This is a genomic window from Saprospiraceae bacterium, from assembly GCA_026129545.1.
GTDB lineage: Bacteria > Bacteroidota > Bacteroidia > Chitinophagales > Saprospiraceae > M3007.
In genome coordinates, this window is sequence record JAHCHX010000003.1 from 223,612 (window position 1) to 240,275 (window position 16,664).

General features: G+C 53.4%; 16 protein-coding genes and 2 tRNA genes. 6 read left to right on the forward strand and 12 right to left on the reverse strand.

The features are described from left to right. Nucleotides 1–132: 132 nt before the first annotated feature. Nucleotides 133–1,482: a TolC family protein gene (locus KIS77_18730; protein ID MCW5924366.1), complete on the forward strand. Its 1,350-nt coding sequence runs from the start codon at nucleotides 133–135 to the stop codon at nucleotides 1,480–1,482. Nucleotides 1,483–1,535: 53 nt separating this feature from the next. Here KIS77_18730 and KIS77_18735 read toward each other — a convergent pair. The 4 genes from KIS77_18735 to KIS77_18750 all read right to left on the reverse strand — a co-directional run bounded on the left by KIS77_18735 (nucleotide 1,536) and on the right by KIS77_18750 (nucleotide 4,496). Continuing rightward, nucleotides 1,536–1,619, reverse strand: a tRNA-Leu gene (locus KIS77_18735). A gap of 474 nt (nucleotides 1,620–2,093) precedes the next feature. Beyond that, nucleotides 2,094–3,257, reverse strand: coding sequence for a molecular chaperone DnaJ (gene dnaJ, locus KIS77_18740; protein ID MCW5924367.1), 1,164 nt, complete (start codon nucleotides 3,255–3,257; stop codon nucleotides 2,094–2,096). Between the two features lie 83 nt (nucleotides 3,258–3,340). Further along, the gene (locus tag KIS77_18745; GenBank protein ID MCW5924368.1) at nucleotides 3,341–3,895 is read right to left on the reverse strand and encodes a nucleotide exchange factor GrpE; all 555 of its coding nucleotides are present in this window, start codon (nucleotides 3,893–3,895) and stop codon (nucleotides 3,341–3,343) included. A gap of 85 nt (nucleotides 3,896–3,980) precedes the next feature. After that, the gene (locus KIS77_18750) at nucleotides 3,981–4,496 is read right to left on the reverse strand and encodes a redoxin domain-containing protein (GenBank protein ID MCW5924369.1); all 516 of its coding nucleotides are present in this window, start codon (nucleotides 4,494–4,496) and stop codon (nucleotides 3,981–3,983) included. 107 nt (nucleotides 4,497–4,603) lie between these two features. Here KIS77_18750 and KIS77_18755 point away from each other — a divergent pair, with 107 nt between their 5' ends. Next, the gene (locus KIS77_18755) at nucleotides 4,604–5,500 is read left to right on the forward strand and encodes a flavin reductase family protein (GenBank protein ID MCW5924370.1); all 897 of its coding nucleotides are present in this window, start codon (nucleotides 4,604–4,606) and stop codon (nucleotides 5,498–5,500) included. A 181-nt stretch (nucleotides 5,501–5,681) separates the two neighbouring features. Here KIS77_18755 and KIS77_18760 read toward each other — a convergent pair. Further along, nucleotides 5,682–5,756: transfer RNA gene (locus KIS77_18760), tRNA-Val, on the reverse strand. Nucleotides 5,757–5,892: 136 nt separating this feature from the next. On the opposite strand from KIS77_18760, the gene KIS77_18765 reads away from it, so the two are divergent. Continuing rightward, nucleotides 5,893–6,348 carry a hypothetical protein gene (locus KIS77_18765; GenBank protein MCW5924371.1) on the forward strand — a complete coding sequence of 152 codons (456 nt, stop codon included), beginning with the start codon at nucleotides 5,893–5,895 and terminating at the stop codon, nucleotides 6,346–6,348. Between the two features lie 9 nt (nucleotides 6,349–6,357). Here the strand turns inward: KIS77_18765 and KIS77_18770 are convergent, their stop codons facing one another. Further along, complete coding sequence (locus tag KIS77_18770) at nucleotides 6,358–6,537, reverse strand: hypothetical protein (GenBank protein MCW5924372.1); 180 nt, start codon at nucleotides 6,535–6,537, stop codon at nucleotides 6,358–6,360. Beyond that, on the reverse strand, nucleotides 6,534–7,922 hold the full coding sequence (locus KIS77_18775) for a hypothetical protein (protein ID MCW5924373.1): 1,389 nt from the start codon (nucleotides 7,920–7,922) through the stop codon (nucleotides 6,534–6,536). Before KIS77_18775 ends, KIS77_18770 begins: the two co-directional genes overlap by 4 nt. Before the next feature lie 193 nt (nucleotides 7,923–8,115). On the opposite strand from KIS77_18775, the gene KIS77_18780 reads away from it, so the two are divergent. Together KIS77_18780 and KIS77_18785 are read left to right on the forward strand one after the other, a co-directional pair. After that, nucleotides 8,116–10,218 carry a bifunctional aldolase/short-chain dehydrogenase gene (locus KIS77_18780; GenBank protein MCW5924374.1) on the forward strand — a complete coding sequence of 701 codons (2,103 nt, stop codon included), beginning with the start codon at nucleotides 8,116–8,118 and terminating at the stop codon, nucleotides 10,216–10,218. 156 nt (nucleotides 10,219–10,374) lie between these two features. Then, nucleotides 10,375–11,643 carry a sugar isomerase gene (locus KIS77_18785; protein ID MCW5924375.1) on the forward strand — a complete coding sequence of 423 codons (1,269 nt, stop codon included), beginning with the start codon at nucleotides 10,375–10,377 and terminating at the stop codon, nucleotides 11,641–11,643. Between the two features lie 142 nt (nucleotides 11,644–11,785). Here KIS77_18785 and KIS77_18790 read toward each other — a convergent pair whose 3' ends face one another. Together KIS77_18790 and KIS77_18795 are read right to left on the reverse strand one after the other, a co-directional pair. Beyond that, nucleotides 11,786–12,985, reverse strand: a complete 1,200-nt coding sequence (locus tag KIS77_18790; GenBank protein ID MCW5924376.1) for an RtcB family protein — start codon at nucleotides 12,983–12,985, stop codon at nucleotides 11,786–11,788. Nucleotides 12,986–13,117: 132 nt separating this feature from the next. Continuing rightward, nucleotides 13,118–13,354, reverse strand: coding sequence for a hypothetical protein (locus tag KIS77_18795; protein MCW5924377.1), 237 nt, complete (start codon nucleotides 13,352–13,354; stop codon nucleotides 13,118–13,120). Nucleotides 13,355–13,550: 196 nt separating this feature from the next. On the opposite strand from KIS77_18795, the gene KIS77_18800 reads away from it, so the two are divergent. Beyond that, nucleotides 13,551–14,369 (forward strand): hydroxymethylglutaryl-CoA lyase, encoded by an 819-nt coding sequence (locus KIS77_18800; protein ID MCW5924378.1) that lies wholly within the window; start codon nucleotides 13,551–13,553, stop codon nucleotides 14,367–14,369. 17 nt (nucleotides 14,370–14,386) lie between these two features. Here the strand turns inward: KIS77_18800 and KIS77_18805 are convergent, their stop codons facing one another. From KIS77_18805 to KIS77_18815, 3 genes are read right to left on the reverse strand one after another with little or no spacing between them, the layout of a single operon-like run. Continuing rightward, nucleotides 14,387–14,809, reverse strand: coding sequence for a hypothetical protein (locus KIS77_18805; GenBank protein ID MCW5924379.1), 423 nt, complete (start codon nucleotides 14,807–14,809; stop codon nucleotides 14,387–14,389). Continuing rightward, entirely contained in the window at nucleotides 14,806–15,411 is a 606-nt protein-coding gene (locus tag KIS77_18810; protein MCW5924380.1) for a hypothetical protein, read from the reverse strand. The genes KIS77_18805 and KIS77_18810 overlap by 4 nt, the downstream gene beginning before the upstream one ends. A 19-nt stretch (nucleotides 15,412–15,430) precedes the next feature. Next, a complete protein-coding gene (locus KIS77_18815; GenBank protein ID MCW5924381.1) occupies nucleotides 15,431–16,606 on the reverse strand; it encodes a hypothetical protein in 1,176 nt (391 codons plus the stop codon). Nucleotides 16,607–16,664: the final 58 nt, after the last annotated feature.

Consider the following 16,664-nt stretch of genomic DNA (forward strand, 5'->3'; position numbering starts at 1 on the left):
ATGCCTAAGTTTTTACATATTTTTTTCAAAATCTCCGACGCACAGGGGAGATTGTTTTCGGGGAAAATCGTGAGCGCGGAATAACAAACAACCTCGCCCAAACGGACACGCCCAAAACCGTACCTTCGCGCTATGAAAAGGTACGGTTTTTTCATCTTTTGGGCATTTTTCATTTTAAAAACGGCCGCCCAGCCCGGCACCCGCACCGTCACGCTCGGTGAAAGCCTCGATTTGGCGCTCGCGCACAGCCCACAACTCAAGAAAGCACAACTCGAACGCGAGGGATTCGAGCTTCGGCTGAAAGAAGCCCGCAGCGCCGCCTATCCGCAAATAGCGGGCGGCATCACCTACGAATATGCGCCCGTGCTGCCCACTCAGCTGCTGCCGGGCACACTCTTTGGCCTCGCCGAGGGCAGCATCGTGCCGGCCCAATTCGGTCGTCCGTGGCAAATGCTCACCTCTGTGACCATCACACAACGGATATACGACGAGTCCTTGTTTCGTGGAATCCCCGCCATCACCGCCGGACGCGCCGTGTCCGACCTGCTGGTGGCACGCTCTGAGGAGGAAATTATCTTCAACACCGCCACCGTTTTTTATCAAACATTCCAAACCGAGCAACTACTCCGCTCCCTCAATGCCAACGCTGAAAAATTGGATGCCCTCCAACGCATGGCCGAACTCCAGTTGGCCAACGACTACGCCATCCCGACCGACGTGAAACGCATCCGAGTGGCACGCACCAACCTGGAAACCCAACGCCAAAAACTGCTCACGGGCATCTCCGTGCTGCATCAGACACTGCAATACCTCTGCGGTGTGCCGTTCGAGGAACGCCTCCAACTCATGGAGGACATGAGCAATCCAGCCGCCGATTCGCTCCGTTGGCTATCGCTCCCTTTCGAACCCGAAAGCACCACCGAACATCTGCTCATTCTGCGCAGCCTCGAGCTCAATCGCATCCAGACGCGCAGCAAATGGGCCGAGCGCCTGCCCAGCCTAAGCGCCTACGCCACCGCCTTTTACCAAACATGGCGCAATGATGGCAACGTGTTCGACCCCGAAAACACATGGTATGGGGCCACCGTGTTCGGTTTGAAAATTGATGTGCCGATATTCGACGGATTCAGCCGCAACAGGAAGGTGAACGTATTGCAATTGGAGGCCAAAAAACTGCACGAAGACCGCCACCAGTTGGAAGGCATCAAGGCACTCGAATTCCGCCAAGCACGCGAAGAGCTCCAAAATGCCATCCGGGTGTTGGAATATCAATCGGACAACGTGGCATTGGCCCGCGAAATCACCGACAAACTGCTGCTGCAATATCGGGAAGGAGTGGTGCCGCTCACCGACCTGCTCAACGCACAAACGGCGCTTTCCGAAGCCGAGACGAACTACTGGCAGCAAGTGTTCGGCTACAAACTCGCGGTGCTGAAATTGCTAAAGGCATCAGGAAGACTTGAGGACTTGAAGACACGGTAGAAAAACAAAAACCTCCGAAGCGCCGAAACGCCCGGAGGTCTTGCATTTTTCTGTGACCACGACTGGAGTCGAACCAGCACATCCGTAAGGACACCACCCCCTCAAAGTGGCGCGTCTACCAATTCCGCCACGTGGCCGTTAGTAGGGTCATTAAGTGCAATCGAGGGTTATTAGGAGCCATTTTTAAGAGCTATCGTCAAAATGGAGTGCAAAGGTAAAGTCGTTTCGGAAAAAAAGAAGATGCCGTTCAAAAATTTCTCTCAAACATCCTCATCCCTGCCTCACACCCCACACTATTGGACATTATTTTTGTGCTGCGAAGGCACAATGGCACAAAATGCGGCAAGTCTACCCAGATTGAAGAGGATTTGAACCTGCCCGTTGGCAAGGCAGGGATTCCCTTGATTGATTTGTGTGATTTTCAAAGGATTACGAGCAACGTCCGTTCAAGGCCACCTTGTCAGACCCTGTACTCAGGGGCTTGCCCGGCCAAGTGAAGCGGACGGGACTGATTTGCGTTGACTATCAATGCGTATTTTGCTTTGCGTCTTTGTGACTTCGTGGCAAATTTGAAAATGTCCAGTCGTGTGCTCGCACCCTCTCTACGATGCTCAGCTAAACACATCTTTCACCCGCTCAAAGAAACTTTTGTCTTCCTTTGCCGGAGCGGGTGTGAAATTGGGCATCTCGCGCAGTTTTTCCAGCAAACGACGCTCCTCGTCGGTCAGCTTTTTGGGCGTCCACACATTGACATGAATCAGCTGGTCGCCACGCTGATAGCTCTGGAGCGCCGGCAGCCCTTTGTCTTTCAGGCGAAAAACTTTCCCGGACTGAGTGCCTGCCGGCACCGTGATGCGTGCCCTGCCATCCAAAGTGGGCACTTCCAATTTGGAGCCAAGCGCCGCATCGGCGATATTGAGGAAGAGTTCGTAGTGTATGTTGTTGCCTTCTCGGGTGAATTCGTCGTGCGGAATCTCTTCGATGGTGATGACCAAATCCCCCGGCGGGCCGCCTTTGGCTCCGGCATTGCCTTTGCCCGACATGGAAAGTTGGATGCCCTCGTGCACGCCAGCAGGTATATCCACATCAATCGTCTCCTCGCCAAACACGCGCCCGTCACCTCTGCATACGTTGCATGGTGACTTGATGGTCTGCCCCGAACCATTGCAAGTAGGGCACTGAGCGGCAGTCTGCATCATGCCAAAAGGTGTCTGTGTGACGCGGTTGACCATGCCCGACCCTCGGCAAGTGCTACAAGTCTCCACAGAGTTGGCATCGCGGGCGCCGGAGCCACCACAAGTGCCGCAAGTGACTTGCTTCCTGACCTTTATCTTCTTATTGACCCCACTGGCGATTTCTTCCAAAGTCATTTTTACTTTGATGCGCAGGTTGGTGCCGCGCTCGCCGCGAGGCCGCGCGCCGCCGCCACCGCGTCGTCTGCCACCGCCAAAAAACTCGCCGAAAATATCATCGGTATCGAAGCCAAAGCGACGCAGGATTTCGTCCATGTCCATCCCTTGGAATCCGCCCCCGGGCCCGCCGCCCATACCTTCCACGCCAGCATGGCCGTAGCGGTCGTAACGCGCTTTTTTGTCGGCATCGCTCAACACATCATACGCCTCTGCTGCCTCCTTGAATTTTTCTTCCGCCGACTTGTCGCCGGGGTTGCGGTCGGGGTGATATTCCAAAGCCTTTTTGCGGTAGGCTTTTTTTATGTCGTCGGCGCTGGCGTTTTTCGCTACGCCCAACACCTCGTAATAGTCTCTTTTTGTCATTGTGCTGATTGGTTATTCGGTTATTTGTTGACTTGGTTATTTGATTATCGAACAACCAGACACTCAACTAACCCAAACCCCACTTATTTCCCCACCACCACCTTGGCAAAGCGAATGATGCGCTCGCCAAGCGTGTAGCCGGGTTCGAGAATGTCGATGATTTTGCCTTTTAATTCGTCGGATGCGGCAGGCACTTCCGCCACAGCCTCATGCACGTCAGCATTGAACTCGTCGCCGGGTTGGGTGTCAATGACCACAAGCCCGCGGCTTTTTAGCGTGTTGACAAGTTTTTGGTGTATGAGGGAGGTGCCTTCCGTCAGTGCGTCGCTTTTTTCCGCCCTGTCAAAATCGTCCAAAATAGGCAAAAGGGCTGTCAGGATGTCACGTCCGGCAGTCTGGATTAGGTCCATTCTTTCGCGGGCGGTGTTGCGCTTGAAGTTTTCAAAATCCGAATAGAGATAAAGATACTTGTTGCGGCTTTCGTCCAATTGTTCTTGCAACTCGCGCAATTTTTCGTCAGTTGATGGGGATTCGGGCGGTTCGGCCGCCATCACCTCCTGTTCTTCCGTTGCTTCCATTTCGGGCGCGTGGCTCTCTTTTTCCATCATATCGAATATCTTTTTGAGTGTTTTTTTCATAAAAAGTTGGTCTTCAAACACAGGTGAGTTTGGGCACAAGGGCAATGCACAATTTTTATGCCCTGCCCCCAGACGCGCCATTTTGTCAGCGAGCGGCCAAACGTTCGGCGAGCATTTTTTCGATTTGCGCAGGCTGCCAATTCACGCCCATGATGTCGCCATCGGGGTTGAGCAAAAAAGTGGCGGGAATGGCTTTGATGTTGTAAAGCCGGGAGGCGCTGCCGCCAAAATCCGCCGATTCCATGGCGTGATGGCGCCACGTCAATCCGTCGCGCTCAATGGCGCGTTGCCACGCCAGCTCGGTCTTTTCAATGCCCACACTGAACACCTCAAAGCCTTGGCCATTGTATTTTTGGTAAATAGCGGCCAGTTTGGGGTTCTCGGCCCGGCAGGGACCGCACCAACTTCCCCAGAAGTGGAGCAACACATATTTCCCTTTCAAATCGTGGAGTCGCGCTTTCTGACCATCGGCCAAAGTGACTTCAAAATCGGGTGCCATATCGCCCGCCCTGAACCGGGGTTGGCGGTATTGGTACCATGCAAACACCAAAGCGGCTAACAATGCGAACGCGCCAATGCGCATAAGAGAGGACTTATCCATGTTTGATTTTGTTTTTCTCGAAAAACGAAGCACAAATATCCGACGTGCTGCATCGGCAAGGCGCTACTTTTGTCGCCGTTTTCAAAAGATTTTCAATTTGTGTTACCATGTTAAGGATTGACCCGCTTGAAATCGCCACCAAAGACTTGCACCAATTTATTCTGGGTGCGGTGGCACCTCGTCCGATTGCCTTTGCCAGCACATTGAGCACCGATGGGGTGCCCAATCTGGCACCGTATAGTTTTTTCAACGCCTTCAGCAGCAACCCGCCTATTCTAATTTTTTCCAGCAATCGCCGCGTGTCCAACAACACGACGAAAGACACTTTGAAAAATGTGGAAGAAACGGGCGAGGTAGTCATCAATGTCGTGCCGCACCGCATCGTTCGTCAGATGGCGCTATGCAGCGTCGAATATCCCGCCGAGGTGAATGAGTTTGAAAAAGCGGGATTCACGCCGCTGCCATCCGAAAAAGTCAAACCCTTTCGGGTGGCCGAAAGCCCCGTGCACATGGAATGCAGGGTGGACAAGATACTCCCGCTTGGCGACAAGGGAGGAGCAGGCAACTTAATCATCTGCAACATCGTGCTGATGCACATCGCGGAGGAGGTGCTGACCGAAAATGGCCGCATTGACCCACACAAAATTGATTTGGTGGCTCGCATGGGGCGCTTCTACTACGCTCGCGCCAGCGGCGATGCCATTTTTGAGGTGGTGCAGCAGGTGACAGCGCTCGGCATTGGCTTCGATGGGTTGCCCGCGGGCATTCGCTACAGCAACGTCCTGACGGGCAACAACTTGGGGCAATTGGCGGCGCTCACCGTGCTGCCTTCAAGAGAAGAGGCGATGACCTTGGCCGCCACCGACGGGCGGGTGCGAGCGGCGCTTGCGGACACATCGGCTCCTGCCGCGTTGTTTGCATACGCCAAAGAGGCGCTCGATAAAAACGACGTGGAATTGGGCGCAAAACTAGCGGTGTTGGCCGATTCGCTTTTAAAAGGCTGATATATACGCCAAGAAACTGTTTCAAAACCCAGCGTTGGGCAGGTGTGGCATGACCGCTTTGAGAGCAATGATAAAGTATGATTCCCACGAGTGGTCATGCCACACCTATTCAACCCTGGGTTTCGGATGGTTTTAAAAGAGTTCACAAACAAAAAAAGCCACCCCGTCCGAGGTGGCTCTGTGGGCGCAGAAGGATTCGAACCTCCGACCCCCTGCTTGTAAGGCAGGTGCTCTGAACCAGCTGAGCTATGCGCCCAAATCGCAAAAGCGGCGGCAAATGTACGCGCAAGCCTTTTTGAAAACCAAACTGTTTTTCAAGAAAAAAAACCGCGCTTCAAAATCCTGTTACCTTTGAGCGTGTTATCGAATACGTTACGTTAACTATTGACTCAATGAAGCACCTTTCGCTTGGCGGCCTGACTTTAGTATCGCTCATCATTGGCTGTACTTCCCCACCCTATCTTTCGCCTGAGGAAACCGCGCAAACATGGCAAGCATGTATTGACAAAAATCGGTTCGACTGCGCACGCGAGCTCAGCACGGGCGAGGCGCTGCTCTATGTGGATGAACTGGCCAGCTACAACAAGGGTACCGACACGTTGGATTGGGAAAACAATGTGCTGCTCAACCTGCAGTGCCAAATCACGGGCGACTCCGCTATTTGCAGCTACCACTTTGAAGACGAATTGGGCGAGCCGCTGCCCGGTTATTTGGGATTGTTGCGGGTCAAAGGCTATTGGTTGGTGAACCGTGTCAATTTTGATGAGTTGATGCCTGTTGACACCTTCCGACCCGGCGACGAAAACCTTGTCTTCCCGCCAGATTCGCTCGAGGGGGAATTGGAATGAAGCGACAGCCTAATCATCCGCATCACTTCTTTTTCCAAAAGGTATGGCGCCAAACCACGCAAGGCATCCCAACAGCATAAGCGTTTTGTGAGTGTCGAGCGTGATGCTTCCTTCAAATACAAGTATGGAGGGCAGCAAGGTCAGCACTAAACCAAGTGCTCGCAACAAGTGGAAAATACCTTTTTTCATGCCGTCTTTTTTTGAAAAAAATAACTCAGCAGCGCATACACGGCGACTGCCACAAACCACCCCGGCAAACCAAGGAAGAATATCTCCACCCCGAAGGCACGATTGATGAAGACACAGGCCCCAAGCGTCAAGAACCAAGTAAGCGCCGCAGCCCAGTTCCAGTGCAGATGCCGCAGCGCCGCCAAATTGCTTTGAAGCCCCCATTTCGGGAATATCCAAACATCCATGAAAATGATGGCCCCCATCGGCATCAGCAAAAGGCCGTAGAGCGCCACAAAATCGAGCAGGCGCATGACCAATGCGGGAAAACAAGCCGCCACGGTGGTTATCAATCCTACAATTAAAGTCACTTTCCATGTTTTTGAAGCAGGCATCACAGCCTGCACCGCCAGTCCCGCGCGGTAGATGGTCGGGTTGGCGGTGGTCCAGCCTGCCACGATGACGCACACCGCGCCCGCCACGCCAGCGGCATAGTAGGCGATGGGGCCGGGAGCAAATTCTTGCGCGTTTTGGCTTTTTTGCAAAAAAACAGCGTACAGAATGCCCGATGCCAACCATGCCAAGTAATGCCCGACAAACATTCCGCCTGCGGAGGCAAAGCCCGCGTGCCACGACTTGGCATAGCGCAACACCGACAAATCCGCCATGCCGATGTGCATAGCCATGTTGCAAAACCACGCAAAAAACAAAACGTGCCAAAAGCCGAATTTCGATTGCCCTTCTATCGGCACACCTGTCCAAATTTTACTTTCGGCAACCGACCAAAAATCGCCCGCGTCGCTGACACCCAACTCCGGCAACACAGCAATGGCTGCCGCAAGAAAGACCAGAATCATCCACGGGGCAGCCAAGTTGGAAAAGCGCGACACTTGGTCGTAGCCAAGCATGGCCACCAGCGTCGTCGCCACCCCAACAACCAACACCGTGACAACCCAGCCCACGCCCGAGGGTAGCCAATCAGACAGCTTGGCCATCGGCAAATCGAAAGGGATACCCACCGCCGTGGCCGACACAGCTATCATGGAGCCTGCGAGAAAACAAAACATCAGCGCATTGACGAGATTGTAGAGCGTGACCAACCGTTTCCCGCAAATTTTTTCCAGCTTGAAATACAGGGTGATGCGCTCCCGCACCGCGATGGGCGCACAAAGGAACGCCCAGCTCAACACAGCCAACAAGTTGCCCACCAACAACCCTAGCACCAAGTCGCCCGCCGCAACCCCGTGCGCCACGAACAACGGGCCGATGACGAACTCCGTGCCAGCGGTATGTTCGCCCGCGTACATTCCAAGAAAGCTGCGCCAACTTTTCCATCGCGTGGCTGGCACAGGCGCTTTTTCAAATTCCTGCACGCTTTCGAGGCGGGCGCCGAGTTTTGAAAACATTTTGCCGATGTTGATGAATTTTTTCCGAGCGCCAAGGTGAGCATTTTACAGAAAAAAAAACACGCAAAACGAAAAAAAGCAACCAGCCAAACTCGCCCCGCACAACCTAACTTTACGCCCCACATTTCACCCCCACAAACCCTTGCGGGAGCCCCCCCTTTTTGCGTCAATATATTTTTTCAAACAAAATTCCATGACCGTGCCTGCTGCGTTCAATCACGTCAAGTATCTCTGGGACGAACAAAAAGCCGCCGAATTGGCGGGCGACGAAATCGCGCTCTTTCTCTACCGCTCCAACATTTTGGGGGCAGACCTGCGCATCACCAATTATGGCGGCGGCAACACATCCTGCAAAACCATCGAACGCGACCCGCTCACTGGCGCGGCAGTAGAGGTGCTGTGGGTGAAAGGCTCTGGCGGCGACATCGGAACCCTCACGCGCAGGGGCATCGCAGGCCTGTATGTGGAAAAACTGCACCAACTGAAAAACCGATACCGAGGCATCGAATGGGAGGACGAAATCGTGGAACTACAACGCCATTGCCTTTTCGACCTCGATAGTGCCGCGCCGAGCATTGACACACCCCTTCACGGCCTGCTCCCCTTCCGACACATTGACCACCTCCACCCCGATGCCGTCATCGCGGTGGCCGCAGCCAAAGAAAGCCGCGCCACCACCCGCGATATTTGGGGCGACGCTATGGGGTGGGTGCCTTGGCAACGCCCCGGCTTCGACTTGGCGCTGCAGATGGAAAAATGCCTGCAAGAAAACCCCGACATTCGAGGCATCGTGCTGGGCGGGCACGGCCTTTTCACTTGGGGCGACACCTCTCACGCTTGCTACATCAACAGCCTCGAAGTCATCGAAATGGCATCCGCGCACATCGAGCGGCATCTGGGCAAAAAACGCCCGGTGTTCGGAGGCTCAAAAGTCAAAAGCCTCCAAGCGGAAGCCCGCCAGTCACAAGCAGCCCGCATCGCCCCAGTATTGCGCGGGTTGTGCTCGAGCCACCGCCGAATGATTGGCCACTTCACCGACGACGAACGGGTGCTTGAGTTCATCAACTCGCACGATTTGGGACAACTGGCCCCGCTTGGCACCAGCTGTCCCGACCACTTTTTGCGCACCAAAATCCAGCCTTTGGTCTTGCCAATCGCTCCCGATGCGGACACGTCCGACCTCCGTGCCATCCAGTCAGCCTTATCACCCGCATTCGAGAGCTACCGGCGCGAATATGCCGCCTACTATGAGGCATGCAAGCACCCCGATAGCCCTCGAATGCGCGACCCCAACCCGGTCGTGTTGCTCTATCCGGGCGTGGGGATGTTCACTTTTGCAAAAGACAAACAGACGGCACGGGTGTCCAGCGAATTTTATCTCAACGCCATCAACGTGATGCGCGGCGCGGAGGCCATTTCCGAATACACTGCCCTACCCCGTCAGGAAGCCTTCAATATTGAGTATTGGCTGTTGGAGGAAGCCAAATTGCAGCGTATGCCAAAAGAAAAACCGCTATCCCGCCGCGTGGCATTGGTGACGGGGGCTGGCGGTGGCATCGGCAAGGCCATCGCAGACAAACTGGCTACCGAAGGTGCCAACGTGATGCTTGCCGACATTGTGGAAGAACGCCTCGTCGAGGCCGCGAAATCATATTCCCGCGATGCCGCAGCCTACACCGTTTGCGATGTGACGAACGCCGAATCCGTGCAACAAGCCTTCGCTCGCACCTGCCTGATGTTCGGGGGCGTTGACATCGTGGTGCACAGCGCGGGTTTGGCCATTTCAAAACCCCTGCTCGACACCACCCTCGACGATTGGAACCTCTTGCAAGACGTGCTCGTGAAAGGACAATTTCTCTTGGATAAAAATGCCGTAGCCATCATGCGAGCGCAGGGATTGGGAGGCGACATCGTGCATATCGCCAGTAAAAACGGCCTCGTGGCTGGCCCCAACAACATCGCCTATGGCGCAGCCAAGGCCGCCCAGCAACATATCACGCGACTGTTGGCCGCCGAGGTGGCGCAGGATAAAATTCGGGTGAACACGGTGAACCCGGACGGTGTCATCATAGGCAGCAAAATATGGGAGGGAGCGTGGGCCGAAGGCAGAGCCAAAGCCTACGGCATCTCCGTGGAGGAGTTGCCGCAATACTATGCCCAACGCAACCTGATGCACGAAATCATTCGCCCGGAAGACATTGCCAATGCCGTGTTCGCGTTCGTCGCCCTCCTCGACAAAAGCACGGGCAGCATGCTGAATGTGGACGGCGGCATGGCGGCGGCTTTTGTGCGGTGAGCGCGTGATGGGAAGCCTCGTTCGCAAGGGCCTTTCTTTTTCATCTTTCTAAAAAAGGCAAAACTTACCCATGATGTCTTTCGCTGGAATCCGATTTTTGCCGAAGTCGTCTGTCTTCTAAAGACGGTTTGTCAAAATCAATAAAACCAACCCAACGTGACGATTCATACCTCTCACATCGAAGCACACAACGACAAACGCATCGGCGAACATCGAGCGCAATATGCTTTTTTGGAGCAGCAACTCGATAAAAAAGGACTTCGCGCCGACGACATAGCGAAACGTGTCGCCGCCTTTCAGGTAGCCGTGCCGAGCTGGGCATTGGGAGCGGGCGGCACGCGATTTGGGCGTTTCCCTATCGGAGGAGAGCCGGGCAATTTGACACAAAAACTCGACGACGCGGGGCTTTTGCACGCGCTCACCCGCTCCGCAGGCGCTATTTCACTGCATATTCCCTGGGACGTGCCCACTGACCCGGCTGCCACCCGTGAGCAGGCCGATGCGCTCGGCATCCGCTTCGACGCTGTCAATTCCAACACCTTCCAAGACCAGCCGGGGCAGCACCTCTCCTACAAATTTGGCTCCCTGTGCAACGTGACCCCCGCGGTGCGCCAGCAAGCCATCGAGCACAATCTGGAAGTCATCGAAATAGGGCGGCAACTCGGCTCGAAAGCCATCACCGTGTGGCTGGCCGACGGCTCATCTTTCCCGGGACAATTGGACTTTCGCCGAGCCTTGCTACACACACAGGAAGCCTTGCAAGAAATCTATCGCCATTTGCCGGATGATTGGCGAATGTTCATAGAGTACAAGCCTTATGAGCCTAATTTTTACTCAATGGTCGTGCAAGATTGGGGCACCTCATATTTTCTGGCGCAATGCTGCGGGGAAAAAGCCTTTTGCTTGGTGGACCTCGGCCATCATCTGCCAAACACCAACATTGAACAAATCGTGGCGACGCTCCTCATGCTTCGCAAACTCGGCGGCTTTCATTTCAACGACAGCAAATACGGCGACGACGACCTCACTACTGGCAGCATCAGGCCATATCAACTTTTTCTCATTTTCAATGAATTGGTGGATGGAATGGAGGCGAACGAATTGGCATGGATGATTGATGCCAGCCACAACCTCAAGGACCCGCTCGAAGACCTCATGCAAAGCTTGGAGGCCATCCGATTGGCATTCGCACAGGCGCTGCTGGTGGATAGGGATGCGCTTCGGGAAGCACAAGCCGACAACGATGTGACACGCGCCCAGACACTGTTGCAGGATGCGTTTCGCACCGACGTGCGGCCTTTGCTGCGAGAGGCCCGGCGGCGCAGCGGGGCAGCCTTGGAGCCGCTTGAACTCTACCGCGACCTCAATGTGCGCGGTCGGCTTATCGCCGAGCGGGGCACCAAAACAGTGGCTACCGGGCTTTGACGAAACGCTTTCGGGTCTGGCACGAACGATAGGGGCCCGTCAATCAATACCTTGATTCACCAAGTTTTTGGGCAATCACCCCACTCCCAAATAAGCACAACCTGTCCCAAAACATCGAGATTGGCACACTGCCAAATTGCGCTCAATCCTTGTACGGGTCGTACATATCCGGCGCGGCCATCGCCACGCCGATGGGCTTGAGGCGGTGGCATATTTCGATGGTGCCCTCGTGGAAGGCCAGCACTTGATAAAGTTTTTTGTAGCACTCTGGTGCCTCGTCGGCACCGCCGCCGCGCAGTGTGATGCCTTTTTTCTTTATCTCTTTTTTCACTTTTGGCCAGTCCACCTCCCCTTTTGTCAGGTATTCCACCTTGCCGTTTTTCCAGCGCTTTTTCCCGGCGGCTTTGTTGCGGCTCATGGCGCGGCCCGCGCCGTGCACCGTTGAGTACAAGCCTTTTTTGCTCAAATCTGAATCCACTCCTCTCACAATTACCGAAATGTCGGACATGTTCGCCCCGATGAAACCATATTGGCCCGGAAAAGCAGGAGTGGCCCCTTTTCGCACGACGTAGTATTTCTCGCCGAAATGCGCCTCTTCCCACAGGAAGTTGTGGTGGTTGTGGACTTCGAAGACGGACTCCGCACCGAGGATTTCCAGCACTTTGGCTACCACCACATCGCGGCCAGCGTAAGCATACTCGCCAGCGAGGCGCATGGCAGCGAGATAGTCCTGACCAAGTTCTGAGTTTGCGTCGAAGAGGATGGGTGGTGCGTCCATGCCGCCTTCGTTCACATGGTCGTCGAAGGTTTTGCCTTTGGAAAGGGCGATAAAGCCCGTGGTGGTCTTGTGGCCGAAACCGCGCGACCCGAAGTGAACACCCACCCATACCCAGCCTTCTTCGTCCTCAAACAAATCCACGAAGTGATTGCCGGAGCCAACCGTGCCGAGTTGGTTCATGGCGGCTTGAATCATTTTGCGCTGAGGCTTGAACTCGGCCTTGGCGATGAGGTCGAATACCGGGTGGTCAATGGGCTTGGGGTTGGGGCGACCGATGCCGAAGCCAATTTGCTTGAAAATTTCGTCCATCGCCTTCTCGGTGTCGAGGTCGGCGGCGCGAATGTTTGTTTGGCAGGCTTTGTTCCCGCAGGCGATATCGAAGCCCACGCCGGAAAGGCTGATTTTGTCTTTGTACGCCATCACGCCACCGATGGGGTGGCCGTAGCCATAGTGCGCGTCGGCGGTCAAGGTGCCGAGGTCGTCGGGCGAAGAGGCGCATCGGCGGATTTGCTCGATGGCTTTCTCGTCAATGATGGGTTCGCCGAAAATTTGCAGGTGTGTCATTAGAGTCAGTTTGCAGTCGGGGGCGACGCGAGTTGGGGGTTGCAGGAAAAAAATCGGCGTGAAAACATGAGGGGCACGGCTGAAAGTTCCGACTTGGCTGACGTGGGGGGGGGGGATGTTGATATGCACACGTCATTGCTCTCCCCCGCTCTCCCGCCGCTCGCGCTCCCAGTCCGTTCGCGCCAACACGATGACGACGAAGCCCGCGATGACCATGATGATTTTCACCACGAAGGCGAACAGTCGCCCCATTTTTTCCAAAAAGGAAAGAAACACCCATTGCACGCCCACCAATTGAAGGATAAGCGCCGAAAATCCAATGATGATGAGCGCAAAGCCAAGCAGCGTCAGCAATCCTTTATTTTTCATGCTTTGTTGATTTGCCCACCCGAAAGAGCTGGTCGGGCGGGTTGATTGGTTGATTTGTTGAACGGAACACCACTAACTTTGGCCATCCAAATTTGTTTAGCCTGACCAACATAAATCGTAGGAACTTGCCCTACCACAAAACTTCACCACCTTGCCGCAATCCACTATCAAACTCATCGAATGCCCCCGCGATGCCATGCAGGGGCTGAACGACTTTATCGAAACCGACGTGAAAGCCGCCTACATCAACCAGCTGTTGCGCGTGGGTTTCGACACGATTGATTTTGGGTCGTTTGTCAGCCCCAAAGCGATTCCGCAGATGCGCGACACTGCCGAGGTGCTGGCAAAGTTAGACCTTTCCAACACGGCGACGAAATTGCTTGCCATTGTGGCCAATGAGCGCGGGGCGCAGGATGCCTGTCGTTTCCCCGAAATCCAGTATCTGGGCTACCCGTTCAGCATCAGCGAGACGTTTCAGTTGCGCAACACGAACGCCACCATCGCCGAAAGCGTGGAACGCACGAAGGCGATTCAGGAACTCTGCGAACAGCACAACAAACAGTTGGTGCTTTATATTTCGATGGGTTTTGGCAATCCTTACGGCGACCCGTGGAATGTGGAGATTGTGCACAAATGGGTGGATGCGCTGGTGCCTTTTGGCATCAAAATTTTCTCGTTGTCGGATACGATTGGTTGCTCCAACCCGCAAAATATCTCCTATTTGTTCGGAAATTTGATTCCTGCTTACCCGGATATCGAATTCGGCGCGCACCTGCACACGCTGCCGCACAACTGGCGCGAAAAAATAGATGCCGCTTGGCGCAACGGTTGCCGCCGCTACGACGGCGCCATGCGCGGCTTCGGCGGCTGCCCGATGGCGAAAGATGACCTGACGGGCAACATGGCGACGGAAAATTTGGTGGCTTTTTTCGACGATGTGCAGGCTGAGTTGGGTATGAATCGTGCAGCGTTTGGGGAGGGTTTGCGGATGGCGGGGGAGGTGTTTCCGCATTGAAAAAGGCGAAATTCTCCTCAATGCTTGTCTTTAGCTATGTCTTTGTCTTCCAACCGGTTCTCCTTTCGGCGAACGTAGTAAGTCTTCGAAGAGGCGATGAGAAGTTGCGACAACTTGATGTTGTCGTAGTCATAATGAGGGTCTGAGATATTCTGCCCGTTTTGGAAGTAAACGTGGTTCCGGTAGAGCAGGTAGGCCATTGTGTTGGAAAAATGAAGCGTAAAGGTTTCGTTCGCAAACTTGTCCATTTGAGACTTGGACACCTTTATCACGCCATTTTTGTCTGACTTTAAGACTGTTCCATCGCTGCCTTTCAGATAAAAATCAACGCCATAATTGTCGGGGTCGAGCAGTTGGCACGAGTATTCTTTTCCTTGAGCCGCCACATTCGAAAAGGAAATCGCCGCCAAGAGAGTGATGAGAAGTTGCAACTGTTTCATTGTTTTGTCTTTTTGATTGGAGGAAGAAAAATCATGTACACCAAGATGAAAAGAAGCCACAAGAGCAAGAGTGCGAGGTTGATACTGGCCTGATTTTTCAGAAGAAATACTTCTAAACCGGGGCCTACCAGACGAACATTATCAGATGATTTCAAGTACAATTTGGGGTGTTCCTTGATGTCGGGATGATGCTGGACGGTCAATGTCAAAATATATCTCGTGTTGGGCTGTATCACCGGGATGTGGTATTCGTTCATGAGGTCATACGAAGACCGTCTCAAAGAGTCGGGCAAAATCTCGGATGGCGCTACGGCCACAATGTCAGGGTTCATTACTTTTTTTGGAGACGGCAAAACGCTCCGATAAGTCACATTAAACGTCAAATCGCGCAGGGCGGTTTTCCGGCTTAGGTTTAATAACTCACATTCCAAGTTTTTTTCGATGCCTCCCTCCACTGCTTTCTGGCTCACGGCTACGAATCGGCAGGTCAGTGTTGGCGAGTCCGATTGGAGTTGTATAAGGTTGTTCAACTGGTACGCTGCCAAACCTATCAGCACGGTGAGCAAGTAAGGTATTTTGTCTGAAAACAGTATCGAGCTCATGTAAAGTTTGGGTTGTCAATTAATTGCAGGTTTCGCCGACATGGGTGCCATTTTGCCAGCAGCCGGACTGAATGACCGTAGAGCCTTGATACAAAACGCCTTGGCCGTGCCGTTTATCGTCTTTCCAAAGACCTTGAAAAATACGTCCATCGGTGTAGTAGAGAGTGCCGTAGCCGTTCATGTTGTCGTTTGCCCATTCACCTACATATTTGTTGCCACTAGGCCAATAGTAAGTGCCGTAGCCGTTTTTTTGACTGTCTTTGAATTCACCTTCGTATTTATCGCCACTAAGCCAATATTTTGCTCCTTTTCCATTTATTCTGTCATTGCTCCATTTCCCAAAGAATATACTCGAAAAATCGCTTGCACCGTCCTTGTATAGATAAAGTCCATAACCAGATTTTGAACCGTCTTTTTTGTTACCCATGTAAATATCGCCATCCGTGTAAGTGGTCATCCCGATTCCATTCATGTCAGTATTTGAATATTCTCCCCAGACTCTATCGCCATCTGATTCGAGTTTATTCTTGTAGGTCACTCCACCAATAACCTTAGTCCCGCCATCGCTCACATTCTCCATTTTCGCTTGCAGCCATCCTCCCTTGGCAGCCATAATCCTGTATCGGCGCGAAGGGTGCGTGCTGGTATGCGAAGTGTAGGAGAGTATTTTGGGCAAATAGGTGTCGAAAAAGTCAATGCTAATGTTGGTGGCTTTTCCTACTGCATATCCTGCCCGTTGGTCGGCCAATATTTCTTTAATCAGGTTTTTGCCCTCTATTTTGTCGTCAAAACCGATGTCGCCATGTGTGTGGTGGGAGGCTTCGTGCGCCAAAATCCATATCAGCAAAGCCTCCCGATCGGTGGCGTTGTCGGCCAGGTTTTCGTAGTACGATTTACTGATGGTGATAACTCGAAGGGTTTCAGCGCCAAAACGTTGGTAATGAGAGGCGGCCTTATCAGGCTCCGCAATGTTCCTGATAATGTACTTCGCGTAGGGCGTGTTAAGGGCGGTATTAATTTTGGCGAGGTAGGTGTACAGGACATCGCTCGAAGAAACAGAAGTATTCTTGGATTCCAATTCTTGAAGGTCGGCAGGCTCGTCGAGGCTGCACACCTTTTTGGGGTAACGCTGCTCAAAAATTGGCAGAAGAAGGAAGCAATAAATAACTACGGAGGAGGTTTTCAGCAGTGCCATAGGCTGAATTTTGGTACAAACATAATGGGGAATTTTTCAATTTGTCAAGAGCGTTTTG